We start from the raw sequence: 18838 nt of genomic DNA, 5'->3' as shown, positions 1-18838 counted from the left end.
CACCAACGCCAGCGACGCAGCCCCGATCCGCGTGAGCGTCGGCGTCAACCAGCCAGGCACCGTGAGCCCCAGCACATTGGCCAGCAGCCCCGCCAGCGTCGCCACGATCAGCGGATTGCGCACCAGCTGCCGCACGAAGCCCGTCTGCGCATGCCGTGTCATCGGCCACACGGCCGCGATGTTGAACATCGGCACGCACACGCCGATCAGCACCGCGATCAGCAGCAGGCCTTCGGGCCCGGCCAGCCGCTCGGCCAGCGCCAGGCAGATGAAGGAGTTGAAGCGGAACGCGATCTGTGCGCTCGCTGCGTGGTCGTGCCGGTCGATGTGCGTGCGCAGGCCCGGCACGAAGGGCAGGGCATAGGCCATCGCGATGCCGGCCAGCCCGACGCCCACGCCCGCGGTCAGCAGGCTCGAGGTCGCACCGAAGTCGAGCGGGCTGCGCACGATCGAATGGAACAGCAGGACGGGAAATAGAAAGTAATACACCAGGCTCTCGACCTGGTCCCACACGCGGCGGTCGAGCGCGGTGTAGCGGCACAGAAGCCAGCCGATGGCGATGAGGGAGAAATCGGGGAAGAGCAGCTGCGCGTAGTTCACCGCTTCGAGCATAAACCGGCACAACCGTGGGTATTCCACAGCATGACGGAAAGCCCCGACCCGCTAGCATCCGGGCTTCGCTTTTTTCCGGCCGCCCCGGCCGGTTCCGTCAAGTCAAGGAGTTATCGATGCAACGTCGTCAATGGAGCGCGTTCGTGGGCGCTGCCGCGCTGGTCACAGTGGCAGGCCAGAGTTTCGCGCAGGGCTATCCCACCAAGCCGGTCGAACTGAGCGTGCCGTTCGCACCCGGCGGCACGACGGACATCGTGGCGCGCGTGATCGCCGACCCGCTGGGCAAGGTGCTGGGCCAGCCGGTGGTGGTGATCAACCGCGCCGGTGGCGGCGGCATCGTGGGCGCGGCCGAAACGGCGCGCGCACCGGCCGACGGCTACAAGCTGGGCGTGGCCACGGTGTCGAGCACGGCGGCCAACCCGGCCATCAACCCGAAGACGCCGTACGACCCGATCACCGACTTCACGCCGATCATCAACATCGCGGCCACGCCGAACGTGATCGCGGTGAACCCGAGCTTCCCGGCCAAGAACTACGCCGAGTTCGTGGCCGAGCTGAAGAAGAATCCGGGCAAGTATTCGTACGCCTCGTCGGGCACGGGCGGCATCGGCCACCTGCTGATGGAGCTGTACAAGAGCCTGACCACCACCTTCGTCACGCACATCCCGTACCGCGGCGCGGGCCCGGCACTGAACGACGTGGTGGCCGGCCAGGTGCCGATCATCTTCGACAACCTGCCCTCGGCGATGCCCTTCATCCAGAGCGGCCGCCTGGTGCCGATCGTGGTGTCGGCGCCGACGCGCGTGGCCGGCCTGCCGAACGTGCCGACCTTCAAGGAAGTCGGCCTGGAGCCGGTCAACCGCATGGCCTACTACGGCATCCTCGGCCCCAAGGGCCTGCCGAAGGAAGTGGTCGACAAGATCAACGCCGGCGTGAAGAAGGCGGTGGAAGATCCGGCCGTGAAGAAGCGCATCGAAGACACCGGTTCGCTGATCGTGGCCAACACGCCCGACCAGTTCGCCGCGCAGATCAAGGCCGAGTTCGACGTGTACAAGCAGGTCGTGAAGAAGCAGAACCTCAAGCTCGACTGACCGGCTTCGCTCCCAATAAAAGCCGCCCGCGTTCCGGGCGGCTTTTTCTTTTGTTATCTTGCACCGCATGACCGAGGCCGCCGCCGCTCCCCCCACCGCCGACATCGACACCTTCATCGACGCCCTCTGGCTCGAGGACGGGCTGTCGAAGAACACGCTGGCCGCCTACCGCCGCGACCTCGCGCTGTTCGCGCAGTGGTTGCGCGAGCAGCGGGGCGGCATGGGGCTGGACGCCGCGCGCGAGACCGACCTGCAGGCCTACATGGGCGTGCGCCTGTCCACCAAGGGCAAGGCGACCTCGGCGAACCGGCGGCTCACGGTGTTCAAGCGCTACTACCGCTGGGCGCTGCGCGAGCGCCGCATCACGGCCGATCCGAGCATCCGCCTCATGCCCGCGCGCCAGATGCCGCGCGCGATCAAGACGCTGTCCGAGAAGCAGGTCGACGACCTGCTGGCCGCGCCCGATGTCGAGAGCCCGCTCGGCCTGCGCGACCGCGCGATGCTGGAGCTGATGTACGCGAGCGGCCTGCGCGTGAGCGAGCTGGTGGCGCTGAAGGCGATCGACATGAGCCTGAACGACGGCGTGCTGCGCGTGCTCGGCAAGGGCAACAAGGAACGCCTTGTGCCCTTCGGCGGCGAGGCGCGGCGCTGGATCGAACGCTACCTCGACGAGTCGCGACCCGTGATCCTCGACGGCCAGCAGACGCCCGATCTGTTCGTGACCGCGCGCGGCGCGGGCATGACGCGCGTGATGTTCTGGGTCATCGTGAAGAAGCAGGCTGCGGCTGCCGGCATCCATGTGCCGCTGTCGCCGCACACGCTGCGCCACGCCTTCGCCACGCACCTGCTGAACCACGGTGTCGATCTGCGCGCGGTGCAGCTGCTGCTGGGCCATGCCGACATCTCGACCACCACCATCTACACGCACGTGGCGCGTGAGCGCCTGAAGCAGCTGCACGCGGCGCACCATCCGCGCGGCTGACGCAGCGGTCGTTCGATCAGCTCTTGCGCTTGCGCGCCTCGATGGCCGGCACCAGCGTGTCGTAGAAGGCGCTGACCATGCGCATCTCGCGTCGCTCGGCCAGGCACAGCACGTGGGCGTAGGTAAAAATTTCGGTGTCGCTGAAGCCGACCATGTGCAGGTTGGGCCCCGGCACGAACTCTACGCCCGACACGGCCGCGATGCCCAGGCCTTGCGCCACGGCTTCGCGAATGACTTCGCGGCTGCTGATCTCCATCACCACGTCGACCTCGACCTTGGCCTTGGTCAGTGCCAGCTCGAGCGCCTTGCGCGTGGTCGAGCCTTGCTCGCGCAGGATGAGCCGTTCGCCCTGCAGCTCCGCGAGCCGGATGTTGCGCCGCTTCGCGAAGCGGTGCGTGGAGGGCACGAACATCACGACCGGGTGCTGGCTGAAGGGCACCGACAGAAAGCGGTCGTCGCGCACCAGCTGCGCGAGCACGCCGACGTCGGCGCTGTAGTCGAGCAGGCGGTCGAGCACGTCCTGTGAATTGCCGGTGCTCACCGTGACCTTCACGTCGGGGTAGCGCAGGCTGAAGTCGACCAGCATCTTGGTCACGTGGTACGGGCCCACGGCCGCCACGCGCAGGTGGCCGGTGCGCAGCTTGCCGGCGTCGCCGAGCAGCGCCACCGCATCGCCTTCGAGGCTGAAGATCTGCTGCGCCAGCTGCATGAGCTGTTCGCCGATCTCGGTGAGCTGCACGCGCCGGCCGCGCCGGTGAAAGAGCTCGACCTGGTAGGCCTCTTCGAGAAAGCGCACCTGCGTGGTGATGGTGGGCTGGCTCACGTGCAGGTGCTCGGCGGCCCGCGTGAAGCTGCCTTCGCGGGCCACGGCATAGAAGGAACGCAACTGGGTCAGGCGCATCGCGGGAGCCTTTCTGATCTATAGGTTCAGTATATAGATCATCGAAAAAATTTGAATTTGATCGATATGAGTACCAGTGATGTACTCGCGCTCAAGACGGACCAGGCCTCGACAGAAACACGCCGGACGTCCCGAATCCTCGCGTTGTCATGACCATGACACGCGCGACTGGAAGACTCGAGACGGGTACTTTTGCCCTTCGAAACGACCTGAGGATTCCATGCAACGCAGACCACTGGAGACAACCATGATGAAGCGTAGAAAGCTGCTGCTCGGCACTGCCGCCGTGACAGCGTCCGCCTTCGTGCCGATGGCACGGGCACAGCAGGTTCTCACTGTCGGGCTGATTCCTTCCGAGGACTCGCGCGCCATGATTGCCAACAGCCAGGCCATGATGGACATGCTGTCCAAGGCCCTCGGTTTCGCGGTCAAGCCCTTCGTGGCGGCCGACTACAACGGGGTGATCGAAGCGCTGCGTTCCAAGCGGCTCGACGTGGCCTACCTCGGCCCCTTCTCTTATGTGTTGGGCACCACGGTGGCCGACATCGAGGCCTTTGCAGTGGCCGAGACCAAGAAGGCCGGGCGCACCTCGTACCACAGCCAGATCGTGACCCACAAGGACACCGGCATCAAGACGGTGGCCGACCTCAAGGGCAAGACCTTCGCCTTCGTCGACCCGAGCTCCACTTCGGGCCATCTGTTTCCCAAGGCCGGCCTGCTGAAGGCGGGCTTCAATCCCGACAAGGATTTCGGCCGCGTGATCTTCTCGGGCTCGCACGACTCGAGCGCGATCGCGGTGCAGAACAAGAAGGTCGATGCCGCGGCCATTGCCGACCGCATCCTCGATGCCGCCGTGTCCAAGGGCCTGGTCAAGCGCGAAGACCTGGTCGAGGTCTGGAAGTCCGACCCGATCCCCGAGTCGCCCACCGTGTGGCGCAAGGACCTGCCCGCCGACCTGAAGACGCGCGTGCAGGCCGCTTTCCTGCAGGTGAAGGACATCCCCTGGTCCGACCAGGGCCTGCTCAACGGTTTCCACCCGACCAACGACGCGGCCTACAACATCATCCGCGACACGGCCAAGGTGCTGAACCTCGACCTGAGGAAGATGAAATGATCGAGATCCGCGGGCTGTGCAAGCGCTACGGCGACTTCACCGCGCTTCACCGTGTCGACCTCACGGTGGCCAAGGGTGAGTTCGTCGTCATCCTCGGCGCGTCGGGTGCGGGCAAGTCGACGCTGCTGCGTTGCATCAACCACCTGGCCGAGCCGAGCGAAGGCGAGATCCACGTCGACGGCGAGCGCTCGCGCGGTGACCGCGCCGGGCTGCGCAAGGTGCGCCGCGACGTCGCGATGATCTTCCAGCACTACAACGTGGTGCCGCGCCTGTCGGTGCTAAAGAACGTGCTGACGGGACGGCTGGGTTCGATGCCCGCGCTCCTGTCGTGGTTCCAGGTGTTCCCCGCGAAGGACATCGCCATCGCCCGCGAATGCCTGCGCCGCGTCGAGCTCGATCCCAAGGCCGAACTGCGCACCGACACGCTCTCGGGCGGGCAGAAGCAGCGCGTGGGCATCGCCCGCGCGCTGGCGCAAAAGCCCAAGGTGATCCTGGCCGACGAGCCCGTGGCCAGCCTCGACCCGAAGACCTCGCGCAAGGTGCTCAATTACCTGAAGCAGGCCAGCCGGCAGGACGGCATCACGGTGATCTGCAACCTGCACCAGGTCGACTACGCCCGCGAGTTCGCGCAGCGCGTGATCGGCGTGGCGGCCGGACGCATCGTGTTCGAAGGCCGGCCCGACGAGCTGACCGACGAGGTGCTGCACCTCATCTATCCGGGCGGCGTGGAAGAGGGCACCGAAGCCGCCGCGGCGGGCGCCGAGCCCGACACCGCAACGCCGAGCGTGCCCGCCGCGGCCCTTCATGCGGCGCCGGCGCGCACCGCCCCGCAACTCGCCATGGAGCAATCATGATCGCCCTCGGACGCTACAACCTGCTGATCGCCAAGAGCGCCGGCAACCCCGGCTGGTGGAAGTACGCCGTGGCCGTGCTCGCCGGCATCGGCGTGCTCTGGTGGGCGGCCATCGGCAGCCAGGTGAGCTTCAGCGAACTCGGCAAGGGCATGCCCTGGATCGCCGACTTCCTCGGGCGCATGCTGCCGCCCAACTGGGAGTTCATGGGCAAGCTCGTGAAGCCGGCCATCGAGACCGTGCAGATCGCGCTGTGGGGCACGCTGCTGGCGGTGATCCTCGCGGTGCCGCTGTGCTTCTTCGCGGCGCGCAACATCTCGCCGAACGTCGCCGTGTTCCACGCGATGCGGCAGGTGCTGAACATCACGCGCGGCATCAACGAGATCATCCTGGCGCTGATCTTCGTGGCGGCCGTGGGCCTCGGTCCGTTCCCCGGCGTGCTGGCGCTGGCATTGCATGGCGCGGGCATGCTCGGCAAGTTTTTCGCCGAGTCGATCGAGGAGATCGACCAGGGCCCGATCGAAGCGCTGCGCGCCACCGGCGCGGGACCGATCCAGACCATCATCTTCGGCGTGATTCCGCAGGTGGTCACCGCGTGGATCGGCGTGATCGTCTACCGCTTCGAGACCAACCTGCGCCAGGCCACGGTGCTGGGCATGGTGGGCGCGGGCGGCATCGGCTTCGAGCTCGTGGGCAGCATGAAGCTGTTCCAGTACCAGGACACGGCCACCTGCATCCTGGTGATCGTCGTGATGGTCATGACGGCCGACTACCTCTCGACCCGGCTGCGCGGCTGGATCCAGCAGGGCGCGCGCTGATGGCCCGCTCCTTCCCTGCGGCGTTCGCCGCCTCCTGAACCCACTTCCCCATGAGCGCCAATTACCACAACCCCGTGCACAGCGTGTACGGGGCAGGGGCCCTGCTGTCCCTGCCGAAGCTGCTCGAGGGCCGGCGCGCCGCGCTGGTGACCTTTCCCGAGGCACGCGCGCTGGGCCTGCTCGACCGGCTGGCGTCGGTGCTCGGCGACGCGCTGGCCTGCACGCTCGACCAGACGCGGCCCAACCCCGATGTGGCGGAACTGGCCGAGACCTACGAGTGGTTCTGGCGCACGCATGCCGACGTGGAGGTGATCGTCGCGGTCGGCGGCGGCAGCGCCATCGACACCGCGAAGGCGCTGATGGTGGCCGACGACCACGGGCGCTTCGCGGACCTGGTGGCGGGGCTCGCGGGCGAGCGGCCCTTCATCGCCACGCGCCACAAGACGCTCATCGCCGTGCCCACCACGGCCGGCACGGGCAGCGAGGTCACGCCGTGGGCCACCATCTGGGACCGCGAGCGGCAGAAGAAATACTCGCTGCATTTGCCACAGACTTGGCCGAGCCATGCGGTCATCGACCCCGAGCTGATGCTGTCGCTGCCGGCGGCGGTCACGCTGCAGAGCGGGCTCGATGCGCTGTCGCACGCGCTCGAAGCCATCTGGAACGTCAACGCCAACCCGCTGTCCGACACCTTCGCCGTGGCGGCCGTGCAGGACACGCTGGAGGTGCTGCCGCAGCTCATGGCCCGGCTCGACGACGTCGAACTGCGCGGGCGCATGGCGCTGGCCGCGCTGAAGGCGGGCATGGCGTTTTCCAACACCAAGACCGCGCTCGCGCATTCCATCTCGTACGAGATGACGCTGCGCTACGGCCTGCCGCACGGCATCGCCTGTTCGTTCCCGCTGCCGATGGTGCTGGCGCGCGCGATCGGCCGTAGGCCCGACCGCGACGCGGTGCTGGCGCAGGCGCTGCGCATGCCGCTGGCCGATGCACCGGCGCAGCTCGCGGCCTTCATCGAATCGCTGGGCGTGAAGACGCGCTTCGCCGACTACGGCGTGGGCGAGGACGAGGCGCGCGAGATGCTGCGCCATGCGCAGGGCGGGGCGCGCGGGCGCAACTTCATCGGCAACGACGTGGAGGCGCAGGAAGCCTGAGCAGGTGCGAGCCGGAGGTCCGGCGATGTTTCAAAATGGATGCTCTTATTCAAGAGACATCGAGAGACATCCATGAACCTTCGCAGACTCTGCACCGGCCTCGCACTGGCCACGACCGCCGGCCTCGCCATCGCCCAGGGCTTTCCCACCGCCAAGCCCATCCGCCTGATCGTCGGCTACCCGCCCGGCGGCGGCATCGACTTCGCGGCGCGCACGGTGCAGGTGCCGCTGCAGGAAGCACTCAAGCAGCAGCTGGTGGTCGACTACAAGCCGGGTGCGAGCGGCATGATCGCGGCCACCGAGCTCACGCGCCAGCCGGCCGACGGCTACACGCTGCTGCTGGCCAACACCGGCCCCTTCGCCATCGCGCCGTACCTGCAGAGCAAGCCGCCGTACGACCCGATCAAGCAGTTCACCTACATCGGCCAGATCAGCCAGGGCAGCTACATCGCGGTGACGCGGCCCGACCATCCGGCGAAGAACCTCAAGGAGTTCGTGGCGTGGGCCAAGGGCCAGCCCGGCAAGGTCAACTTCGCCTCGGGCGGCAACGGCACCTCGACGCACCTGAATGGCGAGCTCATGAACCAGGTGACGGGCCTGGACATGACGCACGTGCCGTACAAGGGCAGCGCGCCGGCCGTGCAGGACCTGCTCGGCGGGCAGACGCAGATCCTCATCGACGCGGGCAGCGTGCTGCTGCCGCAGGTGAAGGGCGGCAAGCTCAAGGCGCTGGCCGTGACCGGCCCCGTGCGCGACCCGCAACTGCCCGACGTGCCGACGGTGAAGGAGCTGGGCCTCGCAGGCATGGAAGCAGTCGGCTTCCAGGGGCTGGTCGGCCCGGCCAACATGCCCAAGGAGGTAGTCGATCGCCTGTCGGGTGAACTCGCGAAGGCACTGGCGACACCCGAGATCAAGGCCAAGTTCGCAACGGCCGGCGCCGAGGTGCATCCGCTCGGTCCGGCGGCCTTTGCGGCTTTCGTCAAGGCGGACAATGAGAAGTGGGCCAAGCTGATCCGCGAGCGCAAGCTGCAGCTGGACTGACCGATCTTCTATCTCATCGACGCATGCCTTTCATCGACACCATGAACTTCCTCGCCGCCTCCAAGCCTTCGCGCCGGACCACGACCCGGCTGCTCGCCGCCGCGGCGCTGTGCGCGGCCAGCGGCGCGCACGCGCAGGCCGTGCCGCGCACGGTGCGGCTCATCGTGGCCTATCCGGCGGGCGGCGTGAGCGACGTGGTCGCCCGCGCGCTTGGCGACCGGCTCGCCGCGCAGCTGGGAACCACGGTGATCGTCGACAACCGCGCGGGCGCGAGCGGCGCCATCGGCATGGACGCCGTGGCCAAGGCCGCGCCCGACGGCGCGACGCTGGGCTTCTCGGCCATCAGCCCGCTGGTGCTGAGCCCGCACCTGGGCAAGTTGCCGTTCGACCCGCTGAAGGACATCGTGCCGGTGGCCAGCGTGATGTATTCGCCCGTGCTGCTGGTGGCCACGCCGGCCAGCAAGGCGAAGGACTTTCGCGCACTGATCGCCGAAGCCAAGGCGCAGCCCGGCGCGGTGCGCTGGGCCACGTCGGGGCCGGCCTCGCTCGGGCACATCGTGCTCGAGCAGGTGCGCGCGACGGCCGGCGTGGACATCACGCACGTGCCGTACAAGGGCGGCGGCCAGCAGCTCAACGATGCGCTGAGCGGGCAGTTCGAAATTCTGTCGACCAACGCCAGCCCGACGCTGTCGGCGCACATCCAGTCGGGCAAGCTGCGCCCGCTGGCGGCCGGCGCGCCCGCGCGGCTCGAGAGTCTGCCGCAGGTGCCCACGCTGGCCGAGCTGGGCTACAGCGCGGCCAACATCCATTCGCTGTTCGGCGTGTTCGCGCCCGCGGGCACGCCGGCGGCGCTGGTCGCGAAGTACAACGCCGAGATCAACAAGGCGCTCGCCAGCCCCGAGCTGCGCGCCAAGCTCACGGCCACCGACAACGTGCCCGCCCCGGGCACGCCGGCCGCCTTCGCCAAGGAAATCGCCAGCGAGTTCGAGAGCAACGGCCGCATCGTGAAGGCCGCGGGCATCAAGGCCGATTGACCCCGGCGCTTGCAGGGCCGGGTTTCCCTACCTTATAGTAGGTAGATGAACGACGCTTCCACCCTGGCCCCCGGCGGCACCCGTGAGCAGATCCTCGCGGTGGCGCGCGGGCTCATCGAAACCCGTTCGTACCTGGGCTTCAGCTTCCAGGACGTGGCCAACGCGGTGGGCGTGCGCAAGGCGAGCCTGTACCACCACTTTCCCACCAAGGAAGCGCTGGGCATCGCGGTGATCCAGGGCGCCACGCAGGGCTTCAAGGACTGGGTGGCGGCGCGCGCGCGCGAGCCCAAGGACGCGCTCGAATCCTATTTCCGCATGTACCGCAACACGCTGAAGGCCGGCTCGGGCCTGTGCCCCGCGGGCGCGTTGGCGCCGGGCTGGGACTGCATCAACGAGGACCTGCGCCAGGCCGTGCAGGCGCTGCGCAACACCCAGGTGATGTGGCTCACCGGCGTGCTCGGCGCGCTGGTGCCGGTGCAGGCACAGAAAGACAACCCCGTGGCCTCGCTCGCGGCCTTCGTGTTCTCGTCGTGCCAGGGCGCGCTGCTTGCGTCGCGCATGACGGGCCGCGTCGAAGACTTCGACGACGCCATCGCCCAACTGCGGCGCGCACTGCCGCTGGACTGACCGATGCGTTTCACCACGGGCACGCCGGGCGTGCCTTTTTTTGAATCCCGAAGCCTACCGATTGGAAGGTAGTTTTTCTCCAAGGAGTGTTCCCATGAAAGCCGTGATTTCCGCCTACGCCCGTTCCCCGTTCCACTTCGCGAAGAAGGGCGCGCTGGCCGGGGTGCGCCCCGACACGCTCGCCGCCGGCGTGGTGCAGGGCCTGCTGCAGCGCACCGACCTCGACCCGGCGCTGCTCGAAGACATCATCCTGGGCTGCGCCTACCCCGAGGCGTCGCAGGGCAACAACCTGGCGCGCATCGTCGGGCTCCTGGCCGGACTGCCGCACGAGGTGGGCGGCATGACGGTGAACCGCTTCTGCGGCTCGTCGATGCAGGCCGTGCACATCGCCGCCGCGCAGATCGAGGCGGGCATGGGCGACGCTTTCCTGTGCGTGGGCGTGGAGTCGATGACGATGGTGCCGCAGGGCGGCTTCAACTTCTCGCCCAGCCCCGAGCTGCTGGCCAGCACCGATGCCTACATCTCGATGGGCGAGACGGCCGAGAACGTCGCGCAGCGCTGGAACGTGAGCCGCGCCGACCAGGAAGCGCTGGCCGTCGAATCGCACCGCAAGGCGACCGAGGCGCGTGCGCAGGGCCGGTTGGCCGGCGAGATCGTGCCGGTGCGCCTGGCCTCCGGCGAGGTGGTCGATGCCGACGGCTGCATCCGCCCCTCGACCTCGGCCGAGGCGCTGGCCAACCTCAAGCCCGCGTTCCGTCCCGACGGCGTGGTCACGGCCGGCACTTCGTCGCCGTTGACCGACGGTGCGGCGGTGGTACTGGTCACCAGCGACGCCTTCGCCGCAAAGCACGGCCTGAAGCCGCTGGCGCGCATCCGCTCGTTCGCGACCGTGGGCGTCGACCCGGCCGTCATGGGCATCGGCCCGATCCCCGCCACGCGCAAGGCACTCGCACGCGCGGGCCTGAGCGTGGCCGACCTCGACGTGGTCGAGATCAACGAAGCTTTTTCGTCGCAGGCGCTGGCCTGCATCCGCGACCTCGGGCTCGACCCGGCCACCGTCAACCTCGACGGCGGCGGCCTGGCCATCGGCCACCCGCTGGGTGCGACCGGCGCGCGCATCACGGGCAAGGCGGCGGCGCTGCTGGCACGCGAGAACGGCCGTTATGCGCTCGCCACGCAATGCATCGGCGGCGGGCAGGGCATCGCCACCATCCTCGAGCGCCTCTGATCGCCCGAGAATGACGGGCAACGCAACAAGGAGACTCCCATGGACAAGCTGTATCTCGAAGACCTGAAGGTCGGCGACCGTTTCCAGAGTGGCGAACACCTGCTCGACGCGGCGCAGATCAAGGCCTTCGCGCAGCAGTTCGACCCACAGCCCTTCCACACCGACGAAGAGGCTGCCAAGAACACCTTCTTCGGCGGGCTGGCCGCGAGCGGCTGGCACACGGCGGCGCTCACCATGAAGCTGCTGGTCGACAGCGGCATCCCGCTGGCCGACGGCATCATCGGCTCGGGCGGCGAGCTGCAGTGGCCCAAGCCGACGCGGCCCGGCGACGTGCTGCATGTGGTGAGCGAGGTGGTCGACATCACGCTCTCGCGCTCCAAGCCCGGCCGCGCGATGGTCTCGATGCGCTGCCAGACGCGCAACCAGCGCGGCGAGGTGCTTCAGTACTTCACGCCGAAGCTGGTGGTGCACAGCCGCACCGCGACGTCCTGACCCTCCGGCGGCTCAGACGACGCGCAGGCCCAGTTCCTCGACCAGCGCGGCGGCCTGGCGGTGGGAGATGGTCGCGCCCTTGAACGGCGCGGCGTTGGCCAGCCGCAGGCCGCCCAGATCCACGTCGCGCAGGTCGGCGCCTTCGAAGCGCGCCAGCTTCAGGTGCGCGTTGCGCAGGCTGCCACCTTCGAAGATGGTCTCGCGGAAATCGCAGCCCGAGAGGTCGGCCTCCGACAGGTCGAGCTGCGCGAGCGTCTGCTTGCGAAACGACAGGCCGCGCAGGTGCGCGTCGACCAGCAGCGAATCCTTGAACACGACGCCCAGCGCCGACACCTCGCCGAAGTGCGCGCCCGTGAGCTTCACGCCCGTGAAGAGCGCCGAGGCCAGCTTGGCGCGCGCCCATTGCGTGTTGTTCAGGTCGCAGTCCTGGAAGCGCGCGTTCGTGAGGTCGGCCAGGCCGAAGTCGGCCTGGCGCGCGCGGCAGCCGACCCAGCGCGTGTCGGCCAGCTGCGCGCGGTCGAACGAGGTTTCGGCGAAGCTGCACAGCGTGAATTGCGCGCCGCGCAGGTCGAGGCGCGACAGGTCGGCCTCGTCGAAATGGCAGCGTTCGAAATGCGGCGGCGTGTCGCGGCCTTGCAGGCAGGCCTGCAGCTCGGCGCGTGACCAGGTCTGGTCGGAAATCACTTCGGTCATTCGGGGCGGGAATCGGTCAGCGCGCGCAGCTCTGCGGGGCTGAAGCCCGCCCGGCCGCGTGCTTCGAGGTTGAAAGGCGGCTTGTGGCGCGGCGCGTCGTAGCGCGCGACCAGGGCCGGGTAGTTGGCTTCGGCGTCGAGCCCGGCGCGTTCGCACAGCCAGCGGTACCAGTGGTTGCCGATGGCCACGTGGCCCACTTCGTCGCGCAGGATGATGTCGAGGATCTCGACCGCACGCAGCGCATCGGGCGTGTTCACGCGTTTCAGCTTTGACTGGATCAGCGGCGTGGCGTCGAGCCCGCGCGCCTCGAGCGTGCGCGGCACCAGCGCCATGCGCGCGAGCACATCGTCCTTGGTCTTCTCGCACATGTTCCACAGGCCGTCGTGGCCCGGAAAGTCGCCGTAGCGCCAGCCCATGCCCTGCAGGTGCGTGTGCAGCAGCGTGAAGTGCTGGGCCTCCTCGTCGGCCACGCGCAGCCAGTCGCGGTAGTAGGCCTCGGGCATGCCGTCGTAGCGCCACACGGCGTCCAGCGCGAGGTTGATCGCGTTGAACTCGATGTGGCAGATCGAATGGATCAGCGCGGCGCGGCCTTCGGGCGTGAAGGGCGAGCGCTTTTGCACGGCGGTGGCGGCCACGCGCAGCGGGCGCTCGGGGCGGCCGGGCACGCCGGCGTCGTCGCCGGGCGTGCGCAGGGGCTCGAGTGCTATGGAAATGGTAGCTGCCTGTGCAGCCGTGGCGCGCGTGGCGGCCACCTTGTCGTCGGGGTCTGTCAGGCGCAGCGCGGCCAGCGCGCTCAATCGGGGGTGCATCCCTACAATTCTAGTTTTGCCCCTCCGGAGACAACCACGATGGCGATTTACGAATTGGATGGCATTGCCCCGCGCCTTGGCGAAGGCGCATGGGTCGCGGACAGCGCCCAGGTCATGGGCAATGTCGAACTGGCCGAGAACGCGAGCGTCTGGTTCGGCGCCGTGCTGCGCGGCGACACCGAGGTGCTGACCATCGGGCGCAACAGCAACATCCAGGACCTGTCGGTGCTGCACGCCGACATCGGCTGCCCGCTGACCATCGGCGACAACGTGACGGTGGGGCACCAGGTGATGCTGCACGGCTGCACCATCGGCGACAACTCGCTGATCGGCATCCAGGCGGTGGTCTTGAATAACGCGAAGATCGGCCGCAATTCGATCGTTGGCGCCGGCAGCGTCGTGACCGAGGGCAAGGAGTTTCCCGACAACTCCCTCATCATCGGCTCGCCCGCCAAGGTGGTGCGCACGCTCGACGATGCGGCCGCCGCCAAGCTGCGGCAAAGCGCCGAGCACTACGTAGAAAACGCCCATCGCTTCGCGAAGGGCCTGAAGAAAATTGGCTAACCCCCAGGCTTGCCCACTTCGTGTGGCCTCCTACCCCCTTGCAGGGGGCAATACCTGCGGCCCGGCAAAGCCGGTTCCGCGGTATTCCACGTGAAGACAGCCTGATTGAGAAAGATGATGTTTTGAGCGAGCTGCACAAATTCCTGTTCGATGGCCTGCCGGTGCGCGGCATGATCGTGCGCCTGACGGATGCGTGGCAGGAGATCCTTGCGCGGCGCGCCTCCAACACCGCCACCGGCGCCTACCCGCCGCCGGTGGCCGAGCTGCTGGGCGAGATGACGGCCGCGGCCACGCTGATGCAGGCCAACATCAAGTTCAACGGCGCACTCATCCTGCAGATCTTCGGCGACGGCCCCGTGAAGGTGGCCGTGGCCGAGGCCAAGCCCGACCTGAGCCTGCGCGCCACCGCCAAGGTGATCGGCGACCTGCCGGCCGACGCGCGCCTGCCCGACATGGTCAACGTGAACAACAAGGGCCGCTGCGCCATCACGCTCGACCCGAAAGACAAGCTGCCCGGCACCACGCCGTACCAGGGCGTCGTGCCGCTGTTCGGCGACGACGGCCAGAAGCTGGGCAAGCTCAGCGACGTGCTGCAGCACTACATGCTGCAAAGCGAACAGCTCGACACCACGCTGGTGCTTGCCGCCGACGACAAGGTGGCGGCCGGCCTGCTGATCCAGCGCCTGCCCATCAAGGGCGAGGGCAACCTCGAAGGCACCTCGCAGCAGACGCACGACGAGGCGCACCAGGACCAGATCGGACGCAACGAGGAATACAACCGCATCTCGATCCTGGCGTCGAGCCTCACGCGCGACGAGTTGCTCACGCTCGACGTCGAGACCATCCTGCGCCGCCTGTTCTGGGAAGAGAAGCTGCTGCGCTTCGAACCGCAGGCCGGCCTGCTGGGCCCGCACTTCGCGTGCACCTGCGGCCGCGAACGCGTGGCGCAGATGATCCGCGGGCTCGGCGTGGAAGAGGCCGAGGAAATCCTCGCCGAGCGCGGCGACATCGAGGTCGGCTGCGACTTCTGCGGCAAGCAGTACCGCTTCGACGCGGTCGACACCGCGCAGCTGTTCAAGCCGCTGGGCGACCAGCTGCCGGGCAGCCCGGTCGTCCAGTAGGCGTGACGCGGTTCAAGCGGGCTGCGGCGGCTGCCGCAGCACCTTGACCATCGCGGCCAGGCGCTCGTTGCCCAGGCCCGCGCGCATCGCGCGCTCGAACTGTCCCATCAGGAAATCCGGAAAGCCCGCATCGAGCTGCGCCTCGCGCGCCTGCTTCACGAAGAGCCGACCCGAGCCCGCGCAGGTGGCCATCGAGCTCTCGGGCTCGCCGTACCGGCCGGCGTGGATCGCCTCGCCCTCGGCCTGGATCATTTCGCCGAGCACCGGCGAGATCGCGCCGATCATTTGCGAGAACCCGTCCACCGGCAGCCCTTCGGCTTCGCAGATGCGCACGCCGTGAAAGAACCCGCTCATCGCGCCGAACATGCACGAGAGCGTGGCCAGGTCCCAGGCGGCTGCGTTGCCGATCGGCTCGCCCATGTGCTGGATGTTGCCGGCGATGGCGTCGAGCAGCGGCCGGCAGGCGGCGAGGGCGCGTGCCTCGCCGGAGATGAAGAGCGGCGTGTCGGGCCGGCCGATCTGCCCCGGCGTGGCGAGCAGGGCGCCGTCGAGGTAGGCCACGCCGCTGAGCGCGGCCCAGTCGTCGCGCGCGTCCTGCGGCGTGCCGGTGCTCAGCTGCACCAGCACCTTGCCGCGCAGTGCGTCGTGAACGCCGGGCGCGGCGAGGATGGCACGCGACGCCGGGTAGTCGGCCACGCAGACCAGCACCACGGGGCTGGCCTGCACGGCGGCCAGGGCCGTCGGTGCGAGCACCGTGCCCTGGTTCAGGAGGGGCGTCGCGCGCTCGGTGGTGCGGTTCCACACCGTCAGCGTGAACTTCGATGCTTGAAGGGCGCGCGCGAGGGCGATGCCCATGGGGCCGAGGCCGATGAGGGAAACGTCGGTCATGTGAGGTCCTTGGTGAGAGATCGGATCAGGCGGCAGCCGGCGTCAGGCCCTGGCCCAGCCCGCCATCGACGGTGAGGCGCGCGCCCGTCGTGAAGGTCGCCTCGAAGGCGAAGAACAGCACCGCGCGCGCCACTTCGGCCGAGGTGCCGTGGCGCCGCATCGGCGTGATCTGGTCGCCCAGGCGCATGAACTCAGCGCGCTCTTCGGCGCTCGCGTCGGTCACGCCGAGCGTGGGCGTGTCGATGAAGCCGGGGCTCACCACGTTCACGCGGATGCCACGCGTCACCAGCTCCGCCGCGAAGCCCGAGGCCATCGAGCGCAGCGCGGCCTTGGTGGCGCTGTACACGCTCATGCCATGCATGCCGCCTTCGTCCGCGATGGATGAGGTGAAGACGATCGCGCTCCCCGCCGGCATCAGCGGCGCCAGGCGCTGCACGGTGAAGAACGGGCCCTTGGTGTTGACGGCGAAGGCACGGTCGTAGCCGGCCTCGGTCACCTGCTCGAAGGGTTCCAGCGACGAGATGCCCGCGTTGATGTGCAGCAGGTCGATGCGGCCGAAGCGCTCGCGCACCGTGGCGGCCAGTGCATCGATGTCGGTCAGCGAAGCTGTATCGGATGGAAGCACGTGCGCGCGCGGGCCGAGCACGCGGCGCGCGGCCTCCAGGTTCTGCGGGTTGCGTCCGGTCACGAGCACGTCGGCGCCGCCGTCGAGCAGCGCCTGCGCGGTGGCCAGGCCCATGCCGAGGGTGCCGCCGGTGATGACGGCTTTCTTGCCTGCGTAGGGGGTGGGGGGTGTGGTGTTCATGGCCGTCGATGATCCGGATCGCACGGCTTGCGGTCGCGCACGTTCGGCCGTGGGGGAGCACAAACGGCCGACGGCATGCACGCCGCGCGCGGCCCATAATGTTTCGATGAGCGATACCGATCTGGACACCGGTCTGCGCGGGCACGGTGGTGCGGCGTCCGAGGTGGCGCTGTCGGCCGACAGCTTCGTCGCGCCGCCCGCCACCGACAGCCTGCGCGTCGACGTGCGTCAGACCCCCGGCGGCGTGGTCGGCTACGAGGCGCTGCCCGACCACCGTCTCAAGCTGCACGCGGGCGCGCCGGTGGCGGGCGCCTGCCAGTTCCACCGCTTTCTCTACACGCGCGGCGACCTCGACATCCTGCCGGCCGGCAGCACTGACATCTGGCATGAAGAGTCGCCGAGCACCTCGGTCGTGGTGCGCATGGCGCCCGCGCTGCTGGTGCGCACGGCCGATGAGATGGGCCTGCCGGCCGAGCGCGCGGTGCTCGGCGAACGCCACCAGTTCCGCGACCCGCAGATCGAACACATCGCCTGGGCGCTCGATGCCGAGCGCCGCGCGGGCTTTCCCAATGGCCGGCTCTACACCGACAGCCTGGGCACCGCGCTCGCGGTGCAGCTGATCGCGGCCGGCCCGCAGGTGGCGCCGTCACCCGCGCAGGGGCTGACGCGGTTGCAGCTGAAACGCGTCACGGAGTTCATCGAGGCGCACCTGGACGGCGACCTGTCGCTGGCGGCGCTGGCCGAGGTCGCGGGCCTGAGCGCCTCGCACCTGAAGACGCAGTTCAAGCGCTCCACCGGCCAGGCGGTGCATGCCTACGTGGTGCACCGCCGCGTCGACCGCGCGCGCAGCCTGCTGCTGAACAGCGAGATGCCCGCGAGCCTCGTCGCGCTCGAGAGCGGCTTCTCGCACCAGAGCCACATGGCGCGCTGCATGCGCCGCGTGCTGGGCCTCACGCCCGGCGAGGTGCGGCGCGCGGCCTGAGCTCAGCGCGCTTCGTCGTCGAAGCCGCCGAATGCGATGTCGGGCGCGCTCGTGTTGTGCTTGGAGGGCAGGCTGCGGCCGAAGCGCACCTGCGTGGCGTTCAGCGTCTTCACCTCGGGCAGCGGCAGCGCCTGCTCCGCCGCCTGCGGCGAGGCCTGCCAGCGCACCTCGCTCATGTCGGCGTTGTCGGGCGTCACGTACATCGAGCGCAGCACCGCGAAGGGCTGCTTGGCGCTGGCTGTGGGCTTGGAGAGCGTCACGTCGAGCGCGGTGCGGGTGCGGCTGATCTCGGTCACGCGCGCCACGGCCTTGCCGCCATCGGTGAAGCGCAGGTGGATGGCCAGCGGTTGGGGTACGACGCGGATCGACGCGATGTCCACCACCGGCCGCCCGGCCTGCACGACCGGGCCGAGCAGGAACGACGAACCGTACACGCCGTCGCCGAAGCGCGCCTCGGGCAGCGGCTTGAGGCGCCAGTAGCCGTCGGACGGGTAGAGCACGATGGCCTCGAGCGCCTTGCCGTTCTCCTTCTTGAACACCTGCAGCAGGTGAAAGCCGCGGTCGTGGCGCGCGCCGACCTGCACCGGCACGCGCGCCGGACGCCAGAAGGTCGGCAGCGTCATGCCGACGATGCGCCACTGCGCGTTGTCGAGCAGCACGACGGTGCGTTGCTTGAAGCGATGGGCCGGGTCGGTGGGGTGGGCGCCGCCGTCGAAGTTGCAGCCCGAGAAGTCGGGCGCGGTGACGTCGTTGCCGATGGTGCCGAGGTAGCTCGGCTGCAGCGCTTCGATGCGCAGGCGGCGGATGCCGTCGCCGCGTAGCACCATCGACACGTTGTCTTCCTCGGCGCAGGCCGTGGGGGTGGTGGCGTTCTCGACGGTGGCGGCCACGGGGGCCGCAGAAGCCGTGCCGGCGGTCAGCAGCAGGGCGAGGAAAGCGGCGGCGGGAGCGCGCGAGGCAAGGCGCGCAGCAATCGAAACGGGCATCGGGTCTCCGTTAAAGGGGAGAGGGCGCGCGAACGCGCAGGAGCC

General features: G+C 68.8%; 21 protein-coding genes. 14 read left to right on the top strand and 7 right to left on the bottom strand.

Translation table 11 applies throughout. The features are described 5' to 3' along the window. Nucleotides 1-612, bottom strand: a 612-nt coding sequence (locus AC07XP_RS24095) for an AEC family transporter (RefSeq protein WP_495266087.1), incomplete at its 3' end; no start/stop codon positions are given. A 116-nt stretch (nucleotides 613-728) separates the two neighbouring features. Between AC07XP_RS24095 and AC07XP_RS24090 the strand changes: the two genes are divergently transcribed. Next, nucleotides 729-1703: a tripartite tricarboxylate transporter substrate binding protein BugE gene (locus AC07XP_RS24090; RefSeq protein ID WP_070059541.1), complete on the top strand. Its 975-nt coding sequence runs from the start codon at nucleotides 729-731 to the stop codon at nucleotides 1701-1703. A gap of 67 nt (nucleotides 1704-1770) precedes the next feature. Next, nucleotides 1771-2685 carry a site-specific tyrosine recombinase XerD gene (xerD, locus tag AC07XP_RS24085; protein WP_070059540.1) on the top strand — a complete coding sequence of 305 codons (915 nt, stop codon included), beginning with the start codon at nucleotides 1771-1773 and terminating at the stop codon, nucleotides 2683-2685. 16 nt (nucleotides 2686-2701) lie between these two features. Here xerD and AC07XP_RS24080 read toward each other — a convergent pair whose 3' ends face one another. After that, nucleotides 2702-3586: a LysR substrate-binding domain-containing protein gene (locus tag AC07XP_RS24080; protein WP_487849210.1), complete on the bottom strand. Its 885-nt coding sequence runs from the start codon at nucleotides 3584-3586 to the stop codon at nucleotides 2702-2704. 250 nt (nucleotides 3587-3836) lie between these two features. Between AC07XP_RS24080 and phnD the strand changes: the two genes are divergently transcribed. From phnD to AC07XP_RS24035, 9 genes are all read left to right on the top strand, one after another. Further along, the gene (gene phnD, locus AC07XP_RS24075; protein WP_062482233.1) at nucleotides 3837-4700 is read left to right on the top strand and encodes a phosphonate ABC transporter substrate-binding protein; all 864 of its coding nucleotides are present in this window, start codon (nucleotides 3837-3839) and stop codon (nucleotides 4698-4700) included. Then, nucleotides 4697-5554 (top strand): phosphonate ABC transporter ATP-binding protein, encoded by an 858-nt coding sequence (gene phnC, locus AC07XP_RS24070; protein WP_495266086.1) that lies wholly within the window; start codon nucleotides 4697-4699, stop codon nucleotides 5552-5554. Before phnD ends, phnC begins: the two co-directional genes overlap by 4 nt. Then, nucleotides 5551-6369 (top strand): phosphonate ABC transporter, permease protein PhnE, encoded by an 819-nt coding sequence (gene phnE, locus AC07XP_RS24065; protein WP_139705634.1) that lies wholly within the window; start codon nucleotides 5551-5553, stop codon nucleotides 6367-6369. The genes phnC and phnE overlap by 4 nt, the downstream gene beginning before the upstream one ends. 50 nt (nucleotides 6370-6419) lie before the next feature. After that, nucleotides 6420-7523 (top strand): iron-containing alcohol dehydrogenase PsrA, encoded by a 1104-nt coding sequence (gene psrA / locus AC07XP_RS24060; protein WP_495266085.1) that lies wholly within the window; start codon nucleotides 6420-6422, stop codon nucleotides 7521-7523. A 72-nt stretch (nucleotides 7524-7595) separates the two neighbouring features. Continuing rightward, entirely contained in the window at nucleotides 7596-8564 is a 969-nt protein-coding gene (locus AC07XP_RS24055; RefSeq protein ID WP_495266084.1) for a Bug family tripartite tricarboxylate transporter substrate binding protein, read from the top strand. Nucleotides 8565-8605: 41 nt separating this feature from the next. Further along, nucleotides 8606-9598, top strand: coding sequence for a Bug family tripartite tricarboxylate transporter substrate binding protein (locus AC07XP_RS24050; RefSeq protein ID WP_095747544.1), 993 nt, complete (start codon nucleotides 8606-8608; stop codon nucleotides 9596-9598). Nucleotides 9599-9643: 45 nt separating this feature from the next. After that, complete coding sequence (locus AC07XP_RS24045; protein WP_495266083.1) at nucleotides 9644-10225, top strand: TetR/AcrR family transcriptional regulator; 582 nt, start codon at nucleotides 9644-9646, stop codon at nucleotides 10223-10225. A 94-nt stretch (nucleotides 10226-10319) separates the two neighbouring features. Continuing rightward, entirely contained in the window at nucleotides 10320-11453 is a 1134-nt protein-coding gene (locus AC07XP_RS24040) for a thiolase family protein (protein WP_495266082.1), read from the top strand. Between the two features lie 39 nt (nucleotides 11454-11492). After that, nucleotides 11493-11945, top strand: coding sequence for a MaoC family dehydratase (locus AC07XP_RS24035; protein WP_495266081.1), 453 nt, complete (start codon nucleotides 11493-11495; stop codon nucleotides 11943-11945). A 12-nt stretch (nucleotides 11946-11957) separates the two neighbouring features. On the opposite strand, the gene AC07XP_RS24030 is transcribed toward AC07XP_RS24035, so the two are convergent. Together AC07XP_RS24030 and AC07XP_RS24025 are read right to left on the bottom strand one after the other, a co-directional pair. Continuing rightward, complete coding sequence (locus AC07XP_RS24030; protein WP_495266080.1) at nucleotides 11958-12638, bottom strand: pentapeptide repeat-containing protein; 681 nt, start codon at nucleotides 12636-12638, stop codon at nucleotides 11958-11960. After that, entirely contained in the window at nucleotides 12635-13447 is an 813-nt protein-coding gene (locus AC07XP_RS24025; RefSeq protein ID WP_495266079.1) for a ferritin-like domain-containing protein, read from the bottom strand. Before AC07XP_RS24025 ends, AC07XP_RS24030 begins: the two co-directional genes overlap by 4 nt. Nucleotides 13448-13486: 39 nt before the next feature. Between AC07XP_RS24025 and AC07XP_RS24020 the strand changes: the two genes are divergently transcribed. After that, entirely contained in the window at nucleotides 13487-14011 is a 525-nt protein-coding gene (locus AC07XP_RS24020; protein WP_159272463.1) for a gamma carbonic anhydrase family protein, read from the top strand. Between the two features lie 122 nt (nucleotides 14012-14133). Next, a complete protein-coding gene (gene hslO, locus AC07XP_RS24015) occupies nucleotides 14134-15132 on the top strand; it encodes an Hsp33 family molecular chaperone HslO (protein ID WP_447743147.1) in 999 nt (332 codons plus the stop codon). A 12-nt stretch (nucleotides 15133-15144) separates the two neighbouring features. On the opposite strand, the gene AC07XP_RS24010 is transcribed toward hslO, so the two are convergent. Beyond that, nucleotides 15145-16020 carry an NAD(P)-dependent oxidoreductase gene (locus AC07XP_RS24010; RefSeq protein WP_495266078.1) on the bottom strand — a complete coding sequence of 292 codons (876 nt, stop codon included), beginning with the start codon at nucleotides 16018-16020 and terminating at the stop codon, nucleotides 15145-15147. Nucleotides 16021-16045: 25 nt separating this feature from the next. Further along, nucleotides 16046-16825 carry an SDR family oxidoreductase gene (locus tag AC07XP_RS24005; RefSeq protein ID WP_495266077.1) on the bottom strand — a complete coding sequence of 260 codons (780 nt, stop codon included), beginning with the start codon at nucleotides 16823-16825 and terminating at the stop codon, nucleotides 16046-16048. 106 nt (nucleotides 16826-16931) lie between these two features. Between AC07XP_RS24005 and AC07XP_RS24000 the strand changes: the two genes are divergently transcribed. After that, nucleotides 16932-17807, top strand: coding sequence for an AraC family transcriptional regulator (locus AC07XP_RS24000; RefSeq protein WP_495266076.1), 876 nt, complete (start codon nucleotides 16932-16934; stop codon nucleotides 17805-17807). Between the two features lie 2 nt (nucleotides 17808-17809). Here AC07XP_RS24000 and AC07XP_RS23995 read toward each other — a convergent pair whose 3' ends face one another. Continuing rightward, complete coding sequence (locus AC07XP_RS23995) at nucleotides 17810-18793, bottom strand: hypothetical protein (RefSeq protein WP_495266075.1); 984 nt, start codon at nucleotides 18791-18793, stop codon at nucleotides 17810-17812. Nucleotides 18794-18838: the final 45 nt, after the last annotated feature.

The sequence above is a fragment of the Variovorax sp. GW531-E2 genome (assembly GCF_059423125.1).
The sequence above is the reverse complement of the archived record's forward strand: the minus strand, read 5'-3'. Positions and strand labels throughout refer to the sequence as shown.

What these genes read in the sequence shown, in the direction of transcription:
- xerD (WP_070059540.1), top strand. Translation starts at nt 1,771, where the DNA reads ATGACCGAGGCCGCCGCCGCTCCCCCCACCGCCGACATCGACACCTTC.
- AC07XP_RS24010 (WP_495266078.1), bottom strand. Translation starts at nt 16,020, where the DNA reads ATGACCGACGTTTCCCTCATCGGCCTCGGCCCCATGGGCATCGCCCTC.
- psrA (WP_495266085.1), top strand. Translation starts at nt 6,420, where the DNA reads ATGAGCGCCAATTACCACAACCCCGTGCACAGCGTGTACGGGGCAGGG.
- AC07XP_RS24005 (WP_495266077.1), bottom strand. Translation starts at nt 16,825, where the DNA reads ATGAACACCACACCCCCCACCCCCTACGCAGGCAAGAAAGCCGTCATC.
- AC07XP_RS24030 (WP_495266080.1), bottom strand. Translation starts at nt 12,638, where the DNA reads ATGACCGAAGTGATTTCCGACCAGACCTGGTCACGCGCCGAGCTGCAG.
- AC07XP_RS24040 (WP_495266082.1), top strand. Translation starts at nt 10,320, where the DNA reads ATGAAAGCCGTGATTTCCGCCTACGCCCGTTCCCCGTTCCACTTCGCG.
- AC07XP_RS24035 (WP_495266081.1), top strand. Translation starts at nt 11,493, where the DNA reads ATGGACAAGCTGTATCTCGAAGACCTGAAGGTCGGCGACCGTTTCCAG.
- AC07XP_RS24090 (WP_070059541.1), top strand. Translation starts at nt 729, where the DNA reads ATGCAACGTCGTCAATGGAGCGCGTTCGTGGGCGCTGCCGCGCTGGTC.
- AC07XP_RS24020 (WP_159272463.1), top strand. Translation starts at nt 13,487, where the DNA reads ATGGCGATTTACGAATTGGATGGCATTGCCCCGCGCCTTGGCGAAGGC.
- AC07XP_RS24000 (WP_495266076.1), top strand. Translation starts at nt 16,932, where the DNA reads ATGAGCGATACCGATCTGGACACCGGTCTGCGCGGGCACGGTGGTGCG.
- AC07XP_RS23995 (WP_495266075.1), bottom strand. Translation starts at nt 18,793, where the DNA reads ATGCCCGTTTCGATTGCTGCGCGCCTTGCCTCGCGCGCTCCCGCCGCC.
- AC07XP_RS24055 (WP_495266084.1), top strand. Translation starts at nt 7,596, where the DNA reads ATGAACCTTCGCAGACTCTGCACCGGCCTCGCACTGGCCACGACCGCC.
- phnE (WP_139705634.1), top strand. Translation starts at nt 5,551, where the DNA reads ATGATCGCCCTCGGACGCTACAACCTGCTGATCGCCAAGAGCGCCGGC.
- phnD (WP_062482233.1), top strand. Translation starts at nt 3,837, where the DNA reads ATGAAGCGTAGAAAGCTGCTGCTCGGCACTGCCGCCGTGACAGCGTCC.
- AC07XP_RS24080 (WP_487849210.1), bottom strand. Translation starts at nt 3,586, where the DNA reads ATGCGCCTGACCCAGTTGCGTTCCTTCTATGCCGTGGCCCGCGAAGGC.
- phnC (WP_495266086.1), top strand. Translation starts at nt 4,697, where the DNA reads ATGATCGAGATCCGCGGGCTGTGCAAGCGCTACGGCGACTTCACCGCG.
- AC07XP_RS24025 (WP_495266079.1), bottom strand. Translation starts at nt 13,447, where the DNA reads ATGCACCCCCGATTGAGCGCGCTGGCCGCGCTGCGCCTGACAGACCCC.
- AC07XP_RS24050 (WP_095747544.1), top strand. Translation starts at nt 8,606, where the DNA reads ATGAACTTCCTCGCCGCCTCCAAGCCTTCGCGCCGGACCACGACCCGG.
- AC07XP_RS24045 (WP_495266083.1), top strand. Translation starts at nt 9,644, where the DNA reads ATGAACGACGCTTCCACCCTGGCCCCCGGCGGCACCCGTGAGCAGATC.